Source organism: Actinomadura sp. 3N508 (assembly GCF_044326375.1).
Lineage (GTDB): Bacteria > Actinomycetota > Actinomycetes > Streptosporangiales > Streptosporangiaceae > Spirillospora.
Genome location: NZ_JBIRAX010000004.1, coordinates 364,407 through 385,369, shown reverse-complemented (window position 1 = coordinate 385,369; position 20,963 = coordinate 364,407). Strand labels below are relative to the sequence as shown.

20 protein-coding genes are annotated in these 20,963 nt (G+C 70.1%); 7 read left to right on the top strand and 13 right to left on the bottom strand.

Features of this window, described 5'->3' with window-relative positions:
- Window positions 1-28: 28 nt before the first annotated feature.
- Window positions 29-670, top strand: a complete 642-nt coding sequence (locus ACH34S_RS17195; RefSeq protein WP_395953651.1) for a TetR/AcrR family transcriptional regulator — start codon at window positions 29-31, stop codon at window positions 668-670.
- A 7-nt stretch (window positions 671-677) separates the two neighbouring features.
- Window positions 678-2,033, top strand: a complete 1,356-nt coding sequence (locus tag ACH34S_RS17190; protein ID WP_395953650.1) for a carotenoid oxygenase family protein — start codon at window positions 678-680, stop codon at window positions 2,031-2,033.
- A 4-nt stretch (window positions 2,034-2,037) separates the two neighbouring features.
- On the opposite strand, the gene ACH34S_RS17185 is transcribed toward ACH34S_RS17190, so the two are convergent.
- Genes ACH34S_RS17185 through ACH34S_RS17175 form a run of 3 tightly spaced genes read right to left on the bottom strand, consistent with a single transcriptional unit; the run spans window position 2,038 to window position 3,816 of the window.
- On the bottom strand, window positions 2,038-2,976 hold the full coding sequence (locus ACH34S_RS17185; RefSeq protein WP_395953649.1) for an aminoglycoside phosphotransferase family protein: 939 nt from the start codon (window positions 2,974-2,976) through the stop codon (window positions 2,038-2,040).
- A gap of 21 nt (window positions 2,977-2,997) precedes the next feature.
- Window positions 2,998-3,297, bottom strand: a complete 300-nt coding sequence (locus ACH34S_RS17180; protein WP_395953648.1) for a DUF1905 domain-containing protein — start codon at window positions 3,295-3,297, stop codon at window positions 2,998-3,000.
- A 48-nt stretch (window positions 3,298-3,345) separates the two neighbouring features.
- Window positions 3,346-3,816 (bottom strand): PPOX class F420-dependent oxidoreductase, encoded by a 471-nt coding sequence (locus tag ACH34S_RS17175; RefSeq protein ID WP_395953647.1) that lies wholly within the window; start codon window positions 3,814-3,816, stop codon window positions 3,346-3,348.
- A 350-nt stretch (window positions 3,817-4,166) separates the two neighbouring features.
- Here ACH34S_RS17175 and acnA point away from each other — a divergent pair, with 350 nt between their 5' ends.
- The gene (acnA, locus tag ACH34S_RS17170) at window positions 4,167-6,932 is read left to right on the top strand and encodes an aconitate hydratase AcnA (RefSeq protein WP_395953646.1); all 2,766 of its coding nucleotides are present in this window, start codon (window positions 4,167-4,169) and stop codon (window positions 6,930-6,932) included.
- 46 nt (window positions 6,933-6,978) lie between these two features.
- On the opposite strand, the gene ACH34S_RS17165 is transcribed toward acnA, so the two are convergent.
- Window positions 6,979-7,599 (bottom strand): LysE family translocator, encoded by a 621-nt coding sequence (locus ACH34S_RS17165; RefSeq protein WP_395953645.1) that lies wholly within the window; start codon window positions 7,597-7,599, stop codon window positions 6,979-6,981.
- A 74-nt stretch (window positions 7,600-7,673) separates the two neighbouring features.
- Here ACH34S_RS17165 and ACH34S_RS17160 point away from each other — a divergent pair, with 74 nt between their 5' ends.
- Window positions 7,674-8,612 carry an aldo/keto reductase gene (locus ACH34S_RS17160; protein WP_395953644.1) on the top strand — a complete coding sequence of 313 codons (939 nt, stop codon included), beginning with the start codon at window positions 7,674-7,676 and terminating at the stop codon, window positions 8,610-8,612.
- Window positions 8,613-8,639: 27 nt separating this feature from the next.
- Entirely contained in the window at window positions 8,640-9,359 is a 720-nt protein-coding gene (locus ACH34S_RS17155; RefSeq protein ID WP_395953643.1) for a sulfite exporter TauE/SafE family protein, read from the top strand.
- 60 nt (window positions 9,360-9,419) lie between these two features.
- Here the strand turns inward: ACH34S_RS17155 and ACH34S_RS17150 are convergent, their stop codons facing one another.
- A complete protein-coding gene (locus ACH34S_RS17150; protein ID WP_395953642.1) occupies window positions 9,420-10,073 on the bottom strand; it encodes a Uma2 family endonuclease in 654 nt (217 codons plus the stop codon).
- 161 nt (window positions 10,074-10,234) lie between these two features.
- Here ACH34S_RS17150 and mug point away from each other — a divergent pair, with 161 nt between their 5' ends.
- Window positions 10,235-10,819: a G/U mismatch-specific DNA glycosylase gene (gene mug, locus ACH34S_RS17145; protein WP_395953641.1), complete on the top strand. Its 585-nt coding sequence runs from the start codon at window positions 10,235-10,237 to the stop codon at window positions 10,817-10,819.
- Here the strand turns inward: mug and ACH34S_RS17140 are convergent.
- From ACH34S_RS17140 to idi, 5 genes are all read right to left on the bottom strand, one after another.
- Window positions 10,785-11,225 carry a hypothetical protein gene (locus ACH34S_RS17140; RefSeq protein WP_395953640.1) on the bottom strand — a complete coding sequence of 147 codons (441 nt, stop codon included), beginning with the start codon at window positions 11,223-11,225 and terminating at the stop codon, window positions 10,785-10,787. The genes mug and ACH34S_RS17140 overlap by 35 nt on opposite strands.
- A 247-nt stretch (window positions 11,226-11,472) precedes the next feature.
- A complete protein-coding gene (locus ACH34S_RS17135; RefSeq protein WP_395953639.1) occupies window positions 11,473-12,315 on the bottom strand; it encodes a carbohydrate ABC transporter permease in 843 nt (280 codons plus the stop codon).
- Window positions 12,312-13,205, bottom strand: coding sequence for a carbohydrate ABC transporter permease (locus tag ACH34S_RS17130; protein ID WP_395953638.1), 894 nt, complete (start codon window positions 13,203-13,205; stop codon window positions 12,312-12,314). The genes ACH34S_RS17135 and ACH34S_RS17130 overlap by 4 nt, the downstream gene beginning before the upstream one ends.
- Window positions 13,206-13,209: 4 nt before the next feature.
- The gene (locus ACH34S_RS17125) at window positions 13,210-14,526 is read right to left on the bottom strand and encodes an ABC transporter substrate-binding protein (RefSeq protein ID WP_395953637.1); all 1,317 of its coding nucleotides are present in this window, start codon (window positions 14,524-14,526) and stop codon (window positions 13,210-13,212) included.
- Window positions 14,527-14,745: 219 nt separating this feature from the next.
- Complete coding sequence (idi, locus tag ACH34S_RS17120) at window positions 14,746-15,324, bottom strand: isopentenyl-diphosphate Delta-isomerase (protein ID WP_395953636.1); 579 nt, start codon at window positions 15,322-15,324, stop codon at window positions 14,746-14,748.
- Window positions 15,325-15,504: 180 nt separating this feature from the next.
- Between idi and dxs the strand changes: the two genes are divergently transcribed.
- On the top strand, window positions 15,505-17,445 hold the full coding sequence (gene dxs, locus ACH34S_RS17115) for a 1-deoxy-D-xylulose-5-phosphate synthase (RefSeq protein WP_395953635.1): 1,941 nt from the start codon (window positions 15,505-15,507) through the stop codon (window positions 17,443-17,445).
- 9 nt (window positions 17,446-17,454) lie between these two features.
- Here the strand turns inward: dxs and ACH34S_RS17110 are convergent, their stop codons facing one another.
- From ACH34S_RS17110 to ACH34S_RS17100, 3 genes are all read right to left on the bottom strand, one after another.
- Window positions 17,455-17,820, bottom strand: a complete 366-nt coding sequence (locus ACH34S_RS17110) for a hypothetical protein (protein WP_395953634.1) — start codon at window positions 17,818-17,820, stop codon at window positions 17,455-17,457.
- 71 nt (window positions 17,821-17,891) lie between these two features.
- Complete coding sequence (locus tag ACH34S_RS17105; protein WP_395953633.1) at window positions 17,892-19,262, bottom strand: FAD-dependent oxidoreductase; 1,371 nt, start codon at window positions 19,260-19,262, stop codon at window positions 17,892-17,894.
- Window positions 19,263-19,313: 51 nt separating this feature from the next.
- A complete protein-coding gene (locus ACH34S_RS17100) occupies window positions 19,314-20,798 on the bottom strand; it encodes an amino acid permease (RefSeq protein ID WP_395953632.1) in 1,485 nt (494 codons plus the stop codon).
- Window positions 20,799-20,963: the final 165 nt, after the last annotated feature.

Genomic DNA, 20,963 nt, shown 5'->3' with positions numbered 1-20,963 from the left:
TCAGAAACAACGTTACTGCGAGGGCTTGATGAACGAGGAGACCGACGGTCCCAGCGCGTACGCGCTGGCCCAGCGGCAGGGCGACCAGGCGATCCGGACGACGATCCTCGACGCCGCCAGCCGCCTGCTGGCCGCCGAGGGATCGCAGGCCCTCGCGCTGCGCCGGATCGCCGCCGAGGTCGGCTGCTCGACCACCGTCCTGTACCGGATGTTCGGCGGCAAGGCCGGGCTGACCAAGGCGCTCTTCGTCGAGGGCTTCGAGCGGTTCCGCCAGCGCCTCGCCGCCGTCCCGCACCACCCCGACCCGCGCGACCACGTGCGCGAACTCGGCCGCGCCTACCGGGCCAACGCGCTCGCCGAACGCAACTACTACGGGCTGATGTTCGGCGAGACCGTCCCCGGATTCCAGCCCGGCGAGGAGGCGATGGCCAAGGCGGCCTCCGCCTACGCGGTCCTGGAGGACGCCGTGGCCGCCTGCGCCGCAGCCGGCCTGCTCATCGACGCCGACCCGAGCCATGTGGCGGCGTCGTTCTGGGCCGGAATCCATGGCTTTGTCAGCCTCGAACTCGGCGGCCACCTCGACGACGCCGAAGCCGTACTCGACGCCTTCATGCGCGGCGCGGCCTCCGGCTTCTTCGTCGACGCACCATCACCCGAACTCCCGAAGTGAGGCCATCATGACGAACGTCAAGAATCCCTACCTGCAAGGACTCTTCGCCCCCGTCGCCGAAGAGGTCACCGCCCACGACCTGCCCGTCACCGGACGCATCCCGGCCGGGCTGCGCGGCCGCTACCTGCGCATCGGCCCGAACCCGCTCGGACCGCTCGGGCCGGACGAGGACGCGTCCTACCACCTGTTCACCGGCGCCGGCATGGTCCACGGGATCCGGCTCCGCGACGGTCGCGCCGAGTGGTACCGCAACCGCTGGGTCCGCTCACGGGACGTCGCGGAGCGGCTCGGCGAGCCGTGGGCCGCGGGGCCCGCCGTCGAGGGCTTCGACGTCTCGCCCAACACCCACGTCATCGAACACGCCGGAGAGACCTACGCGCTCATCGAGGCCGGGGCCAGGCCCTACCGGCTCGACCACGAACTCGGCACGCTCGGCCCCTCCGACTTCGGCGGCACCCTCAAGGGCGGCTACCCGGCGCACACCAAGAAGGACCCGGACACCGGAGAACTCCACGCCATCGGCTACTACTTCGGCTGGGAGCATCTGGAATACACCGTCCTGAGCGCGGACGGGCGGATCGTCCGGTCGGTGGAGATCCCGGTCGCGGACTCCCCGATGGTGCACGACCTCGCGCTGACGCAGAAGTACGTCGTCATCTACGACCTGCCCATCACGTTCTCCATGCGATTGGCGGAGGAGGGCAGGTCCCTCCCGTACGAGTGGAACCCCAAGCACCCCGCCCGGGTCGGCATCATGCCGCGCTCCGGCGGCGCCGCCGACGTCCGGTGGATCGACATCCCGCCCTGCTGGGTCTTCCACACGCTCAACGCCTACGACGACGGCGACCGCGTCGTGGTGGACCTCGTCTCCTTCCCCAGCTTCATGAACGGCGGACGGACGGACGGCAACCCGCCGCCCACCCTGGACCGGTGGACGATCGACCCGGCGGCGCTCACCGTCCACCAGGAGACGATCGACGACCGCGCCCAGGAGTTCCCCCGGATGGACGAGCGGCTCGTCACGCGCCCGCACCGGTACGGGTACACGGTGACCGCGGAGGCGATCGTCCAGAACCAGGCCGGTGAGGCGCTGATGAAGCACGACTACGTGAACGGGTCGTCCGAGGCCCGGCTCTTCCCGGCGGGGTCCGGGGTGGGGGAGGCGGCGTTCGTGCCGTCCGGTCCCTCCGCCGCCGAGGACGACGGGTACCTGATGGCCCTGACCTTCGATCCCGAGCGTCAGGCCACCGATCTGGTCATCATCGCCTCGCAGGACTTCACCGGCGAGCCCGTCGCGACCGTCCACCTGCCGGTGCGCGTGCCGCTCGGGTTCCACGGGAGCTGGGCCCCGGACGCCGCTTGATCGGTCAAGTCAGGTGGGGGAGCAGGTGCATGGCCACGTCCAGAGCCCGGGTCGGCTTGGTCGGCTCGAGCGGCGTCCAGGCCTCGGCCGTCCAGACTTCGGAGAGGACGGCCGTCACGAAGCCCCATGCCCGGACGCGTTCGATGGGGAGGGACATGCCGTCCGCGAGCTGTTCGATGCGCGCCGGGACCAGCTTGAGCAGGTCGTCGTCGCGGTCGTCCAGATCGGGGTTGTAGAGCAGCGCTCCCGCCTCGTAGCCGCGGTCGCCGACATAGCCGTGCGGGTCGATCGCCAGCCACGGTTCGCGAGTCGCCCGCAGGACGTTGTCGTGGTGGAGATCGCCATGTAGGACGACCCGGTCGGTGCCGTCCGAGCAGAGTTCGTCGAAGAGGCGTCCTGCGCGCTCCACCAGGTGGCGTGGCAGCGGGTCGTCACCCGGGAAGCGGCGCAGGTGGTCCTTGAACGAGGTGCTCACCGTGGACAGCTCAGGCAGCGGGCAGTCGGGCGGGGGCGGCGTGCGATGCAGCCGCCCCATGACCGCGATCACGGCGGCCGTCGCCTCCTCGTCCGTGGCCGGGACCAGGGAGCGCGCCATGGTTCCGGGCGTGGCGCGTTCCAGCAGGAGCGCGCCGCGCGCCGGGTCGTGAGCCAGCAGGCGGACGGCGCCCCGGCCGTCGTAGAAGCGGAGCGCCGCCGCCTCGATGTCGAGATGGCCGGGCTGCGGTGGTCCGAGTTTGAGCACCGCCGCTGAGCCGTCGTCCTCTCGCGTCGCCTCGGCCACCCAGTGGTAGCTCAGCTCGAACGGTCGTCCTATGCGCAGCCGCCAATCGCGGGCCACGGCGTCGATGATCGCGGGCAGGGTGTCCAGCCATCGCCGACCGTCCGCGCCCCAGACTTCTACGGCATTCCGGGCAAGGGCGGGCGGAGGCACGACGGAGGGCATGCGGCCAATCCTGCCATTCGGTCAGCCAAGGCGTTCGGTCAGGTGAACGGTCACCTCATCGCCGGCGTCCTTGCCCAGCGACTGACGGAGCTCCGCCTTGACCGCCAGCTTGTGATTGCCGTCCCCGAGCGCCATGAACGAGCCTTGGAACGGGTGCCCGTCGATCGTCCCCTTGACCTTGACCAGCCCGCGTGTGCCAAAGAACTCGGCGGATTCGGGCCAGATCACATAGGTCCAGCCACCCTTGGCAGGACTCTTCCGCAGAGCCGCCGTGAACTGCTCGTCGAGCTCGTACTGCTTGCTGTTGACCTTCGTCGCCATGAGTTGGCTCCCTTCTTGTAGTAGGGAGACCGCCCGGAACCACAAAACTCATCGCCCGCCCCGGAACCCCGTGCGGGGAGTGATCTCCAGGTAGGCGGTGTCGGCCGGGCCCACCCCGATCGCCTTGCGGTACAGCCGCCGGAGCGCCCCGAACCGCCCGTCCAGGACCCGTTCGGCGCGCTCCGCCTCGCCGGGCTCCAGGACCCGGGCCGTCGCCTCGGCGTGCGGGCCCAGCGGCCTGCCCCGCACCGTGCACGGCGCCACAAGGACGCGCGGGTTCCGGCGGATGCGCCCGACCTTGCCGGAACCGGGCGCGGTGCTCGCGTAGAGCCGCCCGTCCGCCACCGCGCACGAGAGGGGAGTCGGCACCGGATCGCCGCCGGCCCGGAACGTCACGACCAGGACGGTCCCGTGCCCGCGCAGCCGCCCAAGCCCGCCATCCGCCAGCGTGGTCCGGTACGCGGACGGATGCAGCACCCGTCCGCAGAGCCGGTACACAAGCCCCCACTTCCGAACCATGCCCGCACCCTACGACCCCGCGTCGCGGAACCTCTCGGGCCCCGATTCACCAAGGTGTCGTAGGTGCCGCCCCAGGTGGGGGCCGGGCTCGCCTCGGGGAGGCGGGCGGGTCAGGACGCGGGTGCGCGCATCGACCGGTGCCGGAGGTTCAAGAAGCTTGATGTCGAGATAAGTTGTAGATAGCTTGACGTCAAGAGAAAAGGTGCGGAAGTTAGGCGGCCCTGATTCTTGGTCCACGGCCCGACTAAGGCAGGATCAAGGTAGGCGAGCATCGAACCCGCTGAAGATCGATACATGCCCGCGCGCTCATGTCCCGGACCCGACGCGCGGTGCTGACGGAGGAGGAGTCCGTGTCCGCGAACAGCTTCGGCAGCCTTGACAAGCTGCAGGTGGGCGACAAGTCGTACGACATCTACCGGCTGGACGCCGTCGAGGGCGCGGCTCGTCTCCCGTACAGCCTCAAGGTGCTGCTGGAGAACCTGCTGCGCACCGAGGACGGCGCGAACGTCACGGCCGACCACATCCGCGCGCTCGCGCAGTGGGACGCGCAGGCCCAGCCGAGCAAGGAGATCCAGTTCACCCCGGCCCGGGTGATCATGCAGGACTTCACCGGCGTGCCGTGCGTGGTCGACCTCGCCACGATGCGCGAGGCCGTCCGGGAGCTCGGCGGCGACGCGAGCAAGATCAACCCGCTGGCGCCCGCCGAGATGGTCATCGACCACTCCGTCATCGTCGACTACTTCGGCTCGCCGGACGCGTTCGAGCGCAACGTCCAGCGCGAGTACGAGCGCAACCGCGAGCGGTACCAGTTCCTGCGGTGGGGGCAGACGGCGTTCGACGAGTTCAAGGTCGTCCCGCCCGGCACCGGCATCGTCCACCAGGTGAACATCGAGCACCTCGCCCGCGTGGTGTTCGACCGCGACGGCGTCGCCTACCCCGACACCTGCGTCGGCACCGACTCGCACACCACGATGGAGAACGGCATCGGCGTGCTCGGGTGGGGCGTCGGCGGCATCGAGGCGGAGGCCGCGATGCTCGGGCAGCCGATCTCGATGCTCATCCCGCGCGTGGTCGGCTTCAAGCTGAGCGGCGAGCTGCCCGCCGGGACGACCGCGACCGACCTCGTGCTGACCGTCACCGAGATGCTGCGCGAGCACGGCGTCGTCGGCAAGTTCGTCGAGTTCTACGGCGAGGGCGTGCACGCGCTGCCGCTGGCGAACCGCGCCACGATCGGCAACATGAGCCCCGAGTTCGGGTCCACCTGCGCGATCTTCCCGATCGACGACGAGACGCTCAGCTACCTGCGGCTGACCGGCCGCAGCGAGGAGCAGATCGCGCTCGTCGAGGCGTACGCGAAGGCGCAGGGCATGTGGCTCGACCCGTCGGTCGAGCCCGAGTTCTCCGAGTACATGGAGCTTGACCTCGCGACGGTCGTCCCGTCGCTGGCCGGCCCGAAGCGCCCGCAGGACCGGATCTCCCTGTCGGACGCCAAGCAGACCTGGCGCCGGGACGTGCAGAACTACGTCGCGAGCGTCCAGGGCGCGGCGGACGAGGCGTCCAACGAGTCCTTCCCCGCCTCCGACTCCCCGGCGATCAGCCACGACACCAGCGGCGACAAGCCGCGGCACGTCGACCCCAACGGCTCGTTCCGCCCGCACAACCGGGTGCCCGTCACGCTCGACACCGGCACCACGTTCGAGCTCGACCACGGGCACGTCGCCGTCGCCGCCATCACCTCGTGCACCAACACGTCCAACCCGTACGTGATGATCGGCGCGGCGCTCCTGGCCAAGAACGCGGTCGAGAAGGGCCTGACCCGCAAGCCATGGGTCAAGACCTCGCTCGCGCCCGGGTCGCAGGTCGTCACCGACTACCTGGAGCGCGCGGGCCTCACCCCCTACCTCGACAAGATCGGCTTCAACCTGGTCGGGTACGGCTGCACGACCTGCATCGGCAACACCGGGCCGCTGCAGCCGGAGATCTCCAAGGCCGTCAACGACAACGACCTCGCGGTCACGGCGGTGCTGTCCGGCAACCGCAACTTCGAGGGCCGCATCAGCCCCGACGTGAAGATGAACTACCTCGCGTCGCCGCCGCTGGTCATCGCCTACGCGCTGGCCGGGACGATGGACATCGACATCCTCAACGACCCGATCGCCGAGGGCGCCGACGGGCCCGTCCACCTGCGCGACATCTGGCCCGCGCCGGAGGACGTCGCCGCGATCGTCGAGTCGTCCATCGGGCAGGAGATGTTCACGCAGAGCTACGCCGACGTCTTCAAGGGCGACGAGCGCTGGGCCGCCCTGGACATCCCGTCCGGCGACCTGTTCGAGTGGGACCCGTCGTCCACCTACGTCCGCAAGGCCCCGTACTTCGACGGCATGAACGCCGAGCCGGAGCCCGTCACCGACATCCACGGCGCGCGGGTCCTGGCGAAGCTCGGCGACTCGGTCACCACCGACCACATCTCCCCGGCCGGGTCCATCAAGGCCGGCACGCCCGCCGCGCAGTACCTCCAGGACAACGGCGTCGCCGTCAAGGACTTCAACTCCTACGGCTCGCGCCGCGGCAACCACGAGGTCATGATCCGCGGGACGTTCGCCAACATCCGGCTCCGCAACCAGCTCCTGGACGACGTCGAGGGCGGCTACACCCGCGACTTCACCCAGGACGGCGCGCCCCAGGCGTTCATCTACGACGCCGCGCAGAACTACGCCGCGCAGGGCACCCCGCTGGTCGTCATCGCGGGCAAGGAGTACGGCTCCGGGTCGTCGCGCGACTGGGCCGCGAAGGGCACCGCGCTGCTCGGCGTCCGCGCCGTCATCGCCGAGTCGTACGAGCGGATCCACCGCTCCAACCTCATCGGCCTCGGCGTCCTGCCGCTGCAGTTCAAGGACGGCGACTCCGCCGCGTCGCTGGGCCTCACCGGCACCGAGACGTTCGACATCACCGGCGTCACCGCGCTGAACGAGGGCGGCGTGCCCGACGAGGTCACCGTCAAGGCGGACGGCAAGGAGTTCACCGCGACCGTCCGCATCGACACCCCCGGCGAGGCGGACTACTACCGCAACGGCGGCATCCTGCAGTACGTCCTCCGCAACCTCATCCGCAAGTAGGCCACGAAAGAGGAACGGGCCGCTCCGCGTGGGGCGGCCCGTTTTTCTAACGCTCTACGGCCAGGCGGACCCCGAAGCCGATGAACGCCACGCCCGTCACCTGCTGCAAACGGCGCTTCACCGCCGGACGCGACAGGGCCCGCCGCGCCGCGCTCGCCGCCACGACGACGAGCCCCAGCCACACCAGCACCTCGGCGACGTGGATGACACCGAAGAGCATGCTCGTCCCGAACGTCGGCGCGCCGTGCGGGATGAACTGCGGAAGCATGCTCATGTAGAAGACGCCGACCTTGGGGTTCAGCAGGTTGCTCGTCAGCCCCGTGCGCAGCGCGGTGAGGCCGGAGACGCTCGCGTCCGGCGCCTCCTCCGAATCGCGCGTCTTCCGGCGGGCCTTCCACAGCGCCTGGCCGCCCAGCCACAGCAGGTAGCACGCGCCCGCGACGCGCAGCACGTCGAACGCGATCTGCGATGCGGCCAGCAGCGCGGTCAGCCCGGCGGCGCTCGCCGCCGCCCAGCACAGCAGGCCCGCCGCCACCCCGGCCCCGGCCAGGTAACCCGTTCTCCGCCCGCTGGTCACGGTCGTGCGCAGGACGAGCATCGTGTCCACGCCGGGGGTGATCGTCACGAGGGCGGCCACCGCGGCGAAGGCGAGGCAGGCGGTGAACATACGTTCCATTCTGCCAGGCATCTTCCCGGCCACGGCGGGCATGGGCCGCCGGGAACGTTTGATTGGATCGGACCATGGCTGACACGAAGAAGATCGGGGACCTGGACGTCTTCCCGCTCGCGCTCGGCGGCAACGTCTTCGGCTGGACCGCGGACCGGGACCGCTCGTTCGAGATCCTGGACGCCTACGCCGGGGGCGGCGGCACCTTCGTCGACACCGCCGACCAGTACTCCGCGTGGGTCGAGGGCAACCGCGGCGGCGAGTCCGAGACCATCATCGGCGACTGGACGGCGGCCCGCCGCAACCGCGACGACCTCGTGATCGCGACCAAGGGCGGCCGCCACCCCGACCACCAGGGCCTCGCCGCACCGACGATCAAGGCCGCCGTGGACGACTCGCTCACCCGCCTCCGCACCGACCGCATCGACCTCTACTACACCCACTTCGACGACCCGTCCGTCCCCGTCGAGGAGATCATGACGGCGCTGGACGAGCTCGTCACCGCGGGCAAGATCCGGCAGATCGCGGTGTCCAACATCGAACTCGACCGGCTGGAGGCGTCGCTGGAGTTCAGCGAACGCGAGGGCACCGCCCGCTACGTCGCCATCCAGCCGCACTACAACCTCGTCTCACGCGACACCTACGAGGGCGAGCGCCGCGCCATCGCCGAACGCCACGGGCTGGCGGCCGTCCCGTACTACGGCCTCGCGTCCGGCTTCCTGACCGGCAAGTACCGCCCCGGAACCAACGTCGACAGCGTGCGGGCCGGAGGCGCGTCCAAGCACCTCGGCACCGAACGCGGCCGCAACGTCCTCGCCGCCCTCGACATCGTCGCCGAGGAGCAGGGCAAGGCCGTCGCGACCATCGCGCTCGCCTGGCTCGCCGCGCAGCCGACCGTCGCCGCGCCCATCGCCAGCGCCCGCACCCTCGACCAGCTCCCGCCGCTCATCGACGTGGCCCGCACGACCCTGACAGATGACCAGATCCGGCGCCTCTCAGACGCCTCCGCCTGAAATCTCCGGCATGTACCGTTCTACGGCGTGCCGGACTATGAATTCCTGCTGATCGCCGGGCTCGCCGCAATGGTGGGCGCGATCGTTCAGGGCAGCGTCGGTCTCGGCGTCGGATTGGTCGCGACCCCGATCGTGACGATGCTGTTTCCGTCGCTGATGCCGGGCACGATCCTCGTGCTCTCGGTGTTCCTGCCGCTCGCGACCCTCTCGCGGGAGGTCGACCACGTCGACCTGCGCGGCATCGGCTGGGCGTTCGGCGGCCGCCTCGCCGGGACGCCGCTCGGCGTCGTGCTGGTCGCGGCCGTCCCCACCCGCGCCCTCGGCATCGTGATCGGCCTCTTCGTCCTTGCCGCGCTGGCCGCGACCGGCTGGTCCCGCGAGGTCCCGCGCAACCGCCGGACGCTCACCGTCGCCGGGATCATCTCCGGCACCGCCGGCACCGCCTCCGGCATCGGCGGCCCGCCCGTCGCGCTCCTCTACCAGCGGGAGAGCGGCCCCCGCGTCCGCGCCACCCTCGCCGTGTTCTTCAGCGCCAGCGCGCTGCTCTCGCTCGCCGCCCTCGCACTGGCCGGACGGCTCCCCGCCCGCCAGGTCATCGCCGGCCTGGAACTGCTCCCGTTCATCCTCGCCGGCTACCTCGCCGCCGACCCCCTGCGCCGCTACCTGGACGCCGGCCGCCTCCGCCAGGCCCTGCTCATCGTCGTGGGAACCTCCGCCACGACCCTCATCATCCGCAACCTGACCTAGAACTCGACGAGCTTCCCCGGGTCGAACAAGCCCCTGCTGCCATCGGATGGGCCGAAGCGCTCAGAGATCGGTGAAGCGCTTGGGGCGTTCTGCCAGGATCTTCGGATCGAACCGGACGATGAACGACTTGTCGGCTGATACCTCGACTTCCAGGGTGTCGCCGGCCTTCGCCGTCTGGTCGAGCCGGTAAGCGCCGACCTTCTTGCCCTTGGGACCGGCCTCGTACTCGTCCAAGACGAACACCTGGACGACGGGCTCCGGCGTGTAGTCGACCAGCCAGTACTGGGGGATTCCCATCGCCGCGTATTCCTGGGGCTTGCGGAAACGGTCCCTGCCTTCGCTGCCGCTGCGCGGCGAGACCACCTCGACGACGAGGAGCAGTTCCTGGCCCGGAATGGTGGTCGGGCAGTCGCCGTCGAACCACGAGTCGGCGACGTCCCCGGGGACCACGATCACATCTGGCTTGCGGACACCGGCGGCAGTCTCGATCTCCCAGTCGCCGCCTCTGTCCACGTAGACCGAGGCGCCGTTCTCCCGGGCAGCGGCCTCGATGAGTTCATGCAGCCTTCGATAGGCGTAGTTGTGCAGGGGGTTCGGAGACAGCTTGACCAGCCACCCATCCTCGAGTTCCAGGCCTCGGCCTTCGTCCTCTCGGGCGTGCAGGTCTTCCACCGTGTACGGGCCGCGCCCGCCATGATCGTGTGCGAGGCTCACGTTTTGCTCCAGGTGGTGGCATGACAGATCCATGCAGGGACTAGGTTACCCCGCCCGACGTTCGCGACCCAGCGTAGTGGGAGTCTGACTGTATGGAGTCGAGTTCGGTGGATCTGCGGTGGCGACATCGTGATGGGGCTGGTCGTTCGTAGTCTGAGGGGATGCGTCCTACGAAGGCTGAGCTTGAGGCGGCTCGGGATCGGGTCATTGCGGACGTTCTGCCTGAGGACGGCGGGACGTTGCGGGTGCTTTTCAGTGGCATCAACCCTGGGCTCTACTCCGGGGCCACTGGATTTCACTTCGCGCGTCCTGGGAATCGGTTCTGGCCCGCGCTTTATCGGTCGGGGTTCACCGATCGGCTTCTGGATCCGTCCGAGCAGGGGCTTCTGCCGTCGTATGGGCTCGGAATCACCAATCTGGCGCACCGGACCACTGCTCGCGCTGACGAGTTGACCGACGCCGAGCTTCGGGAGGGTGGACGGCGGCTCGCCGACCTTGTCGAGCGTTGTCGGCCGGCCTACCTTGCCGTCGCCGGGGTCACGGCCTATCGCACTGCTTTCGGGCGGCCGCGGGCCCAGATCGGGCCGCAGGACGACTCGTTCGGAAGCGCGAAGGTGTGGGTCCTGCCCAACCCGAGCGGGTTGAACGCGTCCTGGCCGCTCGACCGGATCGTCGCCGAGTTCGGGCGGCTCCGTGAAGCCGCCGATGCGCTCAGGGCGACGGGTCCAGAGCGGCCGCCGCCGTGAGCATGGTCGTGACCGTCTGGATGAGCGTGGGCTTCGGCTCCCACAGGCCCGGGCGGCCCAGGGCGACGATCGGGCGGGGGAGGGCCCGGACGCCCGCGAGGCGCCAGTGGTAGGTCCCCGGCTCCGACCAGGGGCCGCAGCCGCAGGTGCCGCCCCCGACGGTGGCCGAGCAGACCTCGTCGAGGTCGGCCATCGCGATGACGGCGCCGATGGTGGCGAGGGGGTCGCGGGGGTCCCAGCCGGCGGCCTGGATGAGCGGGGAGTCGCAGGCCTTCAGGTCGACGCGCATGGACGCGTGGATCAGCAGCGGGCCGCGGTAGGCGGTCGGCAGGCCCTGGTTCGAGACGGTCTTGCCGCCGCGTGCGATCGTGAAGGCCCAGGGCTGCTGAACACTGATCGCCTGCACGCGGTCACCTCCAGTGCTCTCCCGTCCTTCACCGCCACGGGATCCCCCGGGCCCCGGCGAGATGCCGGTACGCCGCGCAGTGATGCCCGAGAGGCTAGGCGCATCCCGGCGGAATTGCCAATGGACGAGGCGAGCGGGTCGCTGTCGTGGTATGGGACGGACGGAAAACCGTTCGATTCCCATCCGATTTCCTCTGGTCATCCATGTGACGCTCAAACTTGTCGTCAGGTTGACGGGTAGGAGTGTCTCACCCTTTCAGTGCTCCCGCCATGAGGCCGCGCATGAAGAAACGTCCGAGCAGCAGATAGACGAGGACGGTCGGCAGCGACGCCAGCAGCGCCGACGCCATCTGCTGGTTGTACTGGACGGCCACCGCGCCCGAACCGGCCAGGTTGTTCAGCATCACCGTGACCGGCCAGCTGTCGGGCGTGCCCAGGAAGACGGCGAAGAGGAAGTCGTTCCACATGGACGTGAACTGCCAGATCAGCGTCACGGCGAAGGCCGGTCCTGAGACGGGCAGCATGATCGACCAGTAGGTGCGGAGCATCCCGGCGCCGTCCACGCGGGCCGCCTCGATCAGCTCGCCGGGGACGGTGACGTAGTAGTTCCGGAAGATGAGCGTGCAGATCGGGATGCCGTAGACGACATGGGCCAGGATCAGGCCGCGGATCGTCCCGGAGAGTTCCATGTCGGTCAGCAGCCCGGCCAGCGGGATCATCACCGCCTGGTACGGGATGAACATGCCGAACAGGAACAGCGTGAAGACGACGTCGGAGCCGGGGAAGCGCCATTTCGACAGGACGTAGCCGTTCAGCGAGCCGAGCACGGCGGAGATCACCGAGCCCGAGACGGCGATCTTGACGCTGTTCTCCAGGCCGGGGCGCAGGTCGTGCCAGGCGGCGCTCCAGCCGGAGGTGCTCCAGTTGTCCGGCAGGCTCCACGCGCTGCTCGGGTCCGCCTCGTCCAGCGGCTTGAAGCTCGTCACGACCAGGACGTAGACGGGGATCAGGAACAGCAGGACGAACGCCAGCAGCACGGCCAGCTTCACCGCCTGCATCGGACGGCCCGCGGTGCGCGCCGGGGCCGTCATCGCGGCCGCTCCGCTCGCACCGACCACACCAGGTAGGGGATCACCAGGACGGCGACCGCGACCAGCAGGTACGTGGCGATCGTGGCGCCGTTGGCCGGGTCGTGCCGGTCGAAGATCTCCACGAAGGTGGCGACGGCCGGGACATAGGTGACGATCTGCTTGCCCGCGATCGCCATGATCAGGTCGAACACCTTGAGCGAGATGTGCCCGAGGATGATCAGCGCGGACAGCGTCACCGGGCGGAGCTGCGGGAACACCACGTGGCGATACACCTTCCACTCGGAGGCGCCGTCCACCCGCGCCGCCTCCCGCAGCTCCTCCGGCACGCTCCGGAACCCCGCCAGATACAGAGCCATGACATATCCGGACATCTGCCAGATGGCGGGGAGGGCCATCGCCGCCATGCCCCACGTCGGGTCCTGCCACCAGCTGTTCGCCAGCGCCCCGAGATGGAGCTTGTCGAACAGCTGGTTGAAGCCGACCGCGCGGTCCGGCGGCGCCGGGTTCATCAGCCAGCGCCACACCACGCCGCTGGCGATGAACGACACCGCCATCGGGAACAGGTAGATGACGCGGAACGACGCCTCGCCGCGGATCCCCTTATCCATCAGGAACGCCAGGAACGCGCCGAGCACCAGGGCGCCGACGACGAACACGGCCGTGAACACCAGGGCGTTCTGCACCGCGCCCGGCCAGCTCGGCTGGTCCCACAGGTCGACGAAGTTGCGGCCCTTGTCGAACCCGTACTCGCTGACCTCGTCGTGCTTGCCGCTCAGCGCGACCCGCGTGTTCCAGAAGATGAGCCCGTAGACGAACAGGCCGATCGCGACGATGGACGGCGAGAGCAGCAGCAGACCGGGCAGCCATTTCCCGCTACGGCGGAGCCTCACCGGTTCAGATGCCGCTGTTCTTGGCGGCGCTCACCAGTCCCTGCTGCAGTTTGGCCGCGTCCTTGTTCTGAAGGAACAGGCCCACCGCGGTGTCGATGTCGGCATGCCATTTGTTGTTGGCGTTCACGCCGTGCCAGAACGAGCCCGCCAGCTTGATGTCCGGGCTGTTCCACTGCTCGAACGCGTCCTTCAGGTAGCCCGTGTAGAGGCTCTTGTCGGCGTCCTTTCGGGCGGGGATGGAGCCCTTCTTCGGGTTGAACAGGTCCTGCCCCTCCTTGCTGGACACCTCCTTCAGCCACGCGAGTGCCCCGCCCCGGTGCGGCGCGCCCTTGGGGAGGGTGAAACTGTCCGACAGCCACATGTAGGTGCCCTCGGTGCCCGGCGCCGCCGCGTACTTGAAATCGGTGTCGAGCTTCTTGCCGAGGCCGTTCGGCGCGCTCCCGACGAAGTAGCCGTACGCCCAGTCGCCCATGATGTTGAACGCGGCCTTGCCGTCCACGACGGCCTTCGCGGCGCCCTGCCAGTCCGTGGACGCGGCCTCCAGCGTCGTGTACTTCATGATCTCGGCGAAGTCGTTCAGCGCCCTGGTCACGGCCGGGGTGTTCCAGTCGGCGCCCGGCTTCCACAGCGCGTTGTAGGCGTCGGTGCCGAGATCGCCGAGCAGGACGTTCTCCAGCAGGTGGTCGGCCGTCCACTGCGCGCCGAGCGACAGCGGGACCTTCTTCGTCCTCTCCTTGACGGCCTTCAGCGCGGTGATGAACTCCGCGATCGTCTTCGGCGGCCCGGCGATCCCGGCATCCTGGAGAATGCCCGGGTTGTACCAGAGGACGTTCGAGCGGTGGATGTTCACCGGCACCGAGTAGATCTTGCCCTGGTAGGTGATCTGGTCGATGAGCTGCTGCGGGTACACCGACTTCAGGTTGTTCTGCTGGTAGAAGTCGTCCAGCGGCTCGATCTGCCCGGCCTTGATGTAGTCGAGCAGCTCCGCGCCCGCGTGGCCCTGGAACGAGTCCGGCGGCTTGCGGTTCTGCAGCCGGCTCGCCAGGACGGCCTTCGCCTGCGTGCCCGACCCGCCGGCGATGGCCGCGTTGACGAACTTCGTGCCGGGATTCTTCTTCTCGAAGTCGGCCTGCATGGCCTTCAGCCCGTCGGCCTCGCCCGGACCGGTCCACCAGGAGAAGACCTCGACCTGGGACTTGTCGTTCGAGCCGTCGCCCTCGTTCGCGCCGCAGCCGGTCAGGGCGAGCGCGCCGGTCAGCGCGCCGGCCATCGCCACGGCCGCGAAGACCGTCCTGCGGGTCCTGGGAGCACGTCGTCGCATCGTCCGATTCCTCCGTTCCCCGGAAAAGCAAGCGTCCGTTCGGACGCCCGGGCGGGTCAACACCGGGGACGGAAAAGTGATCTAGCGGTGATGCGAGCGCCACGCTCCGCTACAGAGCGCGACCGATGCGGGAGCCACCGAGCGCCGCGGCGGGAGCCCCGGGCGCCGCGGCGGGAGCCCCGGGCACGGGTGCGGGAGCCGCCAGGTGCGGTGCGGGAGCTACCAGGCGAGGGCGGGCGGCAGGTCGGCGGGGCCCGCGTCCGGCCAGTCCAGCGGCGCGCCGAGGGGCGCGAGCTCGGCCAGCTGGAGGCGGTACCACGGCGACGACTCGGGCCGCCCCGTCAGCTCCAGGCACCGGTCCCACGTCCACCACTCGGCCTGCTCGACCTCGTCGGCGTTCGGCCGGACGCCGGTGCCCGCCGGGACGGTCGCGCGCACGACCGGGCAGCGCTCGTTCTCGACGGTCCCGTCCGCCGCGACGGCCCGGTACTGGAACCGGGGCAGGACCGACATGAGCTCGGCGTCCGGGATGCCCAGCTCGTCGCGGAGCCGCCGCAGGACGGCGTCGCGGAGCTTCTCGCCCGGGCCGGGGTGCCCGCAGCAGCTTCCCGTCCAGACGCCGGGGAACGTCCGCTTGTCCAGGGCGCGCTGAGTGATCAGCACGCGACCCTCCGTGTCCGTGACATAGCAGGAAAAGGCCAGGTGGTACGGCGTGTCCCTATGGTGGCTCGCGCTCTTCGGAGCCGTTCCGACGGCCTCGTCGTCCGCGTTGAGCAGCACAATCTCTTCGACGCCCATGCTCAAGTCCTACCCCATGCGCACCGCCGGGTCAGTCGTTCCCGCCCAGGCGCGCCGCCAGGGTCAGCCGTTTCACACCCCCGGGGCAGTGGCCCTCCGGCGCGTCGCGGGCGAACCGGGATTAAACTCGGAACGGCCCGAGCCAGGGGAGCACGGTCCCCGACGGAGGAGTTGACACGAGTGAGCCTGCTGGAGTCGATCACAGGTCCCGACGACCTCAAACGACTGGACGCCGCTCAACTGACTCGGCTGGCGGAGGAGATCCGCGAGTTCCTCGTCCAGGCGGTCTCCAAGACGGGCGGCCACCTCGGGCCGAACCTCGGCGCGGTCGAGCTGACGATCGCGCTGCACCGGGTCTTCGACTCGCCGCACGACAAGGTCCTGTTCGACACGGGGCACCAGGCCTACGTGCACAAGATGCTGACCGGGCGGCACGACTTCGAGCGGCTGCGCAAGCGCGGCGGGCTGTCGGGGTACCCGAGCCGCGCCGAGTCCGAGCACGACATCATCGAGAACTCGCACGCCTCGCCCGCCCTGTCGTACGCCGACGGGTTCGCCAAGGCGTTCCAGATCCGCGGTGAGACCGACCGCGCCGTGGTCGCGGTCGTCGGCGACGGCGCGCTGACCGGCGGCATGTGCTGGGAGGCGCTCAACAACATCGCGGCCGGGGGCGCCGACCGTCCCGTCATCATCGTCGTCAACGACAACGGCCGCTCGTACTCGCCGACGATCGGCGGCCTCGCCTCGCACCTGGCCCAGCTCCGTGTCACGCAGGGCTACGAGAACGCGCTCGACCTCATCAAGAAGACCGTGCCCCGCGCGCCGGTCGTCGGGAACGTCGCCTACGAGGCGCTGCACGGCATCAAGAAGGGCATCAAGGACGTCCTCCAGCCGCAGGCCATGTTCGAAGACCTCGGCATCAAGTACGTCGGCCCGATCGACGGCCACGACGAGGACGCCGTCGAGCGCGCGCTGCGCCGGGCCCGCGGGTTCGGCCGTCCCGTCATCGTGCACTGCATCACCACCAAGGGACGCGGCTACGCCCCCGCCGAGAACGACGAAGAAGACTGCATGCACGGCGGCGGCGCGTTCGACCCCGCCACCGGGCGGTTCGTCCGCAAGGCGGGCGGCCCCGCCTGGACGAAGATCTTCGGCGAGGAGATGGTCGCGATCGGCCGCGAGCGCCGCGACGTCGTCGGCATCACCGCCGCGATGCTCCACCCGGTCGGGCTCGCGCCGTTCGCCGAGGCGTTCCCCGACCGCATCTTCGACGTCGGCATCGCCGAGCAGCACGCCGTCACCTCCGCCACCGGCCTCGCGATGGGCGGGCTGCACCCGGTCGTGGCCGTGTACGCGACGTTCCTCAACCGCGCGTTCGACCAGGTCCTCATGGACACGGCGCTGCACGGGCAGCCCGTCACGTTCGCGTTGGATCGCTCCGGCGTGACCGGCGACGACGGCCCCAGCCACAACGGCATGTGGGACCTGTCGATCCTGCAGCTCGTCCCCGGCATGCGCATCGCCGTCCCGCGCGACGGCGCCCGGCTGCGCGAGCTGCTGCGCGAATGCGTCGCCGTGTCGGACGGCCCGACCGCGATCCGCTACCCGAAGGGCTCCGCCGCCGCCGACATCGAGGCCGTCGACCAGGTCGGCGGGATGGACGTCCTCGCCCGCCACGACGGCTCCAACGGCACCCGCGTCCTGCTGGTCGCCGCCGGGTCGATGGCGACGCCCGCGGTCGAGGCCGCCGAGCTGATCGCCGCCCAGGGCATCGGCGTCACCGTCGTCGACCCCCGCTGGGTGAAGCCGCTCGACCCGGCGCTCGCTGGCCTGGCCGGGGAGCACACGCTCGTCGCCGTCGCGGAGGACAACGGCCGCACCGGCGCCGTCGGCGACGCCGTCGCGCGGCTGCTGCGCGACGAGGGCGTCGACGCCCCGATCCGCACCTTCGGCATCCCGCAGGAGTTCCTCGACCACGCGTCCCGCGGCGAGATCCTCGCCGACATCGGCCTGACCCCGCAGGCCCTGGCCCGCGACATCACCGAGCACGTCGCCCGGATCACCTCGTCCGACACGCACGCCCCCGCCGAGCGCGACCAGGAGCCCTCCGACCGCGACTAGGCCCCGGGCTCAGACCCCTTCGGCGGACAGCAGCTGCCAGAAGTGGGTGATGGACGCCGCGGACGTGCCCAGCTCGCGGCCCGAGTACGTCCATCTGCCGCGCAGCCGCCACGGGCGCCCGGCGCCGTCGCGGACGAAGACCTGGAGCGGGAAGCTGGCGTCATGGGCGCGGATGACGCCGGACGTGTCGACCGAGGGGTCGAGCCGGGGCTCGCCCTCGCACCGCACGCCCATCACGGACGTGCGCGGATCCTGGCGCAGTAGGCCCTGCGTCAGGTCGTACACGAGTACGGAAACGTAGTCGGGGCCGAGCCACCTGAGGTCGGGCACCGTCTCGGGTGGGGGGAACCCGTACAGTTCTGGACCGCCGGTCACAGGCCGCACCGTAGCGCTAGCGTGACATGTCCGTCACTACCTTCCAGGCGAGATATTACCTGGAGGGTGAATTATTCCCTTGTGCGGCACGCGGACGTCATCGCCTCCCAGCGGGCCAGTTTGACGCGTTCGCCGCGGTCGAGCCTGCGTGCGAGGGCGATCTCGGCGGCGTCGAGGTTGAGCCAGTCGTCGTAGGTGACGACGCGGAGGCCCCGCGACTCCAGCAGCTCCTCGATGGTGAGCTTCGGCGGCGTCCGCGCCCCGGCGCCGTCGCCGACCACGTCCTCCAGGAGGTTGCGGACGGTCTCGGCGGCGTCGGACTTGTTGGTCCCGACGACGCCGGTCGGCCCGCGCTTGATCCAGCCGGCGACGTACTCGCGCGGGATCGGGCTCCCGTCCGGGCCGAGGACGCGGCCGCCGTCGTTGGGGACCGTGGAGGTCCGCTCGTCGAACGGGACGCCGTCCAGCGGGACGCTCTGGTAGCCGACCGACCGCAGCACCATCCCGACGGGCAGCGTCTCGAACTCGCCGGTGCCGGTGACGCGGCCGTTCTCGTCCAGCCGGGTCTTCTCCAGCCGGAGCCCCTCGACGCGGTCGGTGCCGACGATCTCCGCCGGGGCGCGCCAGAACCGCACGTCGATGCGGCGGAGGCGGTCGGCGGGCGGCTCTTCGGTCCAGGTGTTCAGGACCTTGATGTTGCCGCGGACGTGCCGGTCGTTCTCGGCGAGCTCGGCGCTCGCCGGGTCGAGGTCCATGTCCGCGGGGCTGACGTGGATGCCCGCGTTCGGCAGCTCGCCCAGCTCCCGGGCCTCCTTGGTGGTGAACTTCGCCTGCGCCGGGCCGCGCCGCCCGACCATGTGGACGCGCTTGACCCGGCTCCGCGACAGCGCCTCGATGACCTGCTCGGGGACGTCGGTCTCGCGCAGCTCGTCCACGGTCTTGGCGAGGATCCGGACGACGTCGACGGCCACGTTCCCGACGCCGATCACCGCGACCTCCTCGACCGACAGGTCGAACTCGTGGTCGGCGGCGTCGGGATGCCCGCAGTACCAGTTGACGAAGTCGGTCGCGGCGATGCTGCCGGGCAGGTCCTCACCGGGGATGCGCATGTGCCGGTCGACCATCGCGCCGGTCGAGTAGATCACGGCGTCGTAGCAGTCCAGCAGGTCGGCGCGGCTCAGGTCACGGCCCAACTCCACGCAGCCGAAGAACCGGACGCCCGGCGTCTCCAGCACCTTCTGCAGGTACCGGGCAATCGACTTGATCGACTTGTGGTCCGGCGCGACACCGTAGCGGACCAGCCCGTACGGCGATGGCAGCCGGTCGAACACGTCCACCCGGACGTCCCCGCCGGTCTGCTTGACGAGCGCCTCGGCGGCGTAGATCCCCGCCGGGCCCGAACCGATCACCGCGACGCGCACTGGTTGAGCCATGGGCGCCATTGTGCCCATCCGGCACCGAAAACGACACCGTGACCCCGCTCACCGAGCGTGTCAGGATTTGGTGGCGGGCTTGCTGGACCGCTGCACGCGGCTGTTCCGGTAGCCGTACAGGGCGTAGACGACGACGCCGATGGCCAGCCACGCCAGGAACCGCAGCCATGTCTCCACCGGCAGGTTGATCATCACGAACAGGCACGCCAGCACCGACAGGATCGGGATGACCGGAACCCACGGCGTCCGGAACGCGCGCGGCAGGTCCGGGCGGGTGCGGCGCAGGATGACGACCGCGACCGAGACGACCAGGAACGCGAACAGCGTCCCGATGTTGACCAGCTCCGCCAGCTCGGCGAGCGGGATGAACCCGGCGAGCACCGCGGCGATCACGCCCATCAGGACGGTGGACCGGTACGGGGTCCCGAACCGCGGGTGGACGGCCGACAGCCAGGCGGGCAGGAGCTTGTCGCGGCCCATCGCGAACAGGATCCGGCTCATCCCGAGCAGCAGGATCATCACGACGGTGATGAGCCCGGCGACGGCCCCGACGTCGATGATCGTCGCGAACGCGGGATGCCCGTTCGCCTTGAACGCGTCCGCGAGCGGTGCCTCCGTGCTCAGCTCCGAGTAGTGCTGCATGCCCACGACGACGATCGACACGGCCGCGTACAGGACGGCGGTGATGGCGAGCGAGCCGATGAGCCCGATCGGCAGATCCCGCTGCGGCCGCTTCGCCTCCTCCGCGGCGGTGGCGACGATGTCGAACCCGATGTAGGCGAAGAAGACCAGCGCGACGGCGGAGAAGATCCCGAGCCAGCCGTAGGTGGCGGGCGTGGCCCCGAACAGCACCTGCATCAGCGGCGCGTGGAGGCCGCCCGTCTCCTCGGTCGGCTTCGACGGCGGGATGAACGGGTCGTAGTTGGCGCCCTTGATGAAGAACAGCCCGGCGACGATCACCAGCAGCACCACGAACACCTTGATGGCGACGACGACCGCGTTGACCCGCGAGGAGACCTTGATGCCGAGGACGAGCAGCGCCGTGACCGCCAGCACGAGCCCGATCGCGGGGACGTTGACCGTCCCGCCGTCGCCCGGCGGGGCCGCGATGGACTCCGGTATCGTCACGCCGACGTCGTCCAGCAGCGCCGCGAAGTAGCCGGACCAGCCGACCGACACGACCGCCGCGGCCAGCCCCATCTCCAGGATGAGGTCCCAGCCGATGATCCACGCGGGGAACTCGCCGAGCGTGGCGTAGGAGAAGGTGTACGCCGACCCGGCCACCGGGACGGTCGAGGCGAACTCGGCGTAGCACAGCGCCGCGAGCCCGCACACCACGGCGGCGAGGATGAACGAGATCGCGACCGCGGGCCCGGCCTTGTCCCGCGCGACCTGGCCGGTCAGCACGAAGATGCCCGTTCCGATGATCACGCCGACGCCGAAGACGGTGAGGTCGAGCGCCGACAGGGCGCGCCGCAGCCGATGCCCGGGTTCCTCCGTGTCGCGTATCGACTGTTCGACCGACTTCGTGCGCAGCAGAGTCATCCTCCCCGCCCTTTCCCGCCCGGTTGCGTGATCGTTACGGCCGTGTGCCCTATGCCCGTTCGGAGACGGCTTATGTTGCGGTGTATGGGACGTTGCCGGGCGGGCGGGGCTCTCGCGGGCGGCGGGGAACCGCCGCCTGCGCGATTACCGCTCGCCGCTGTCGCG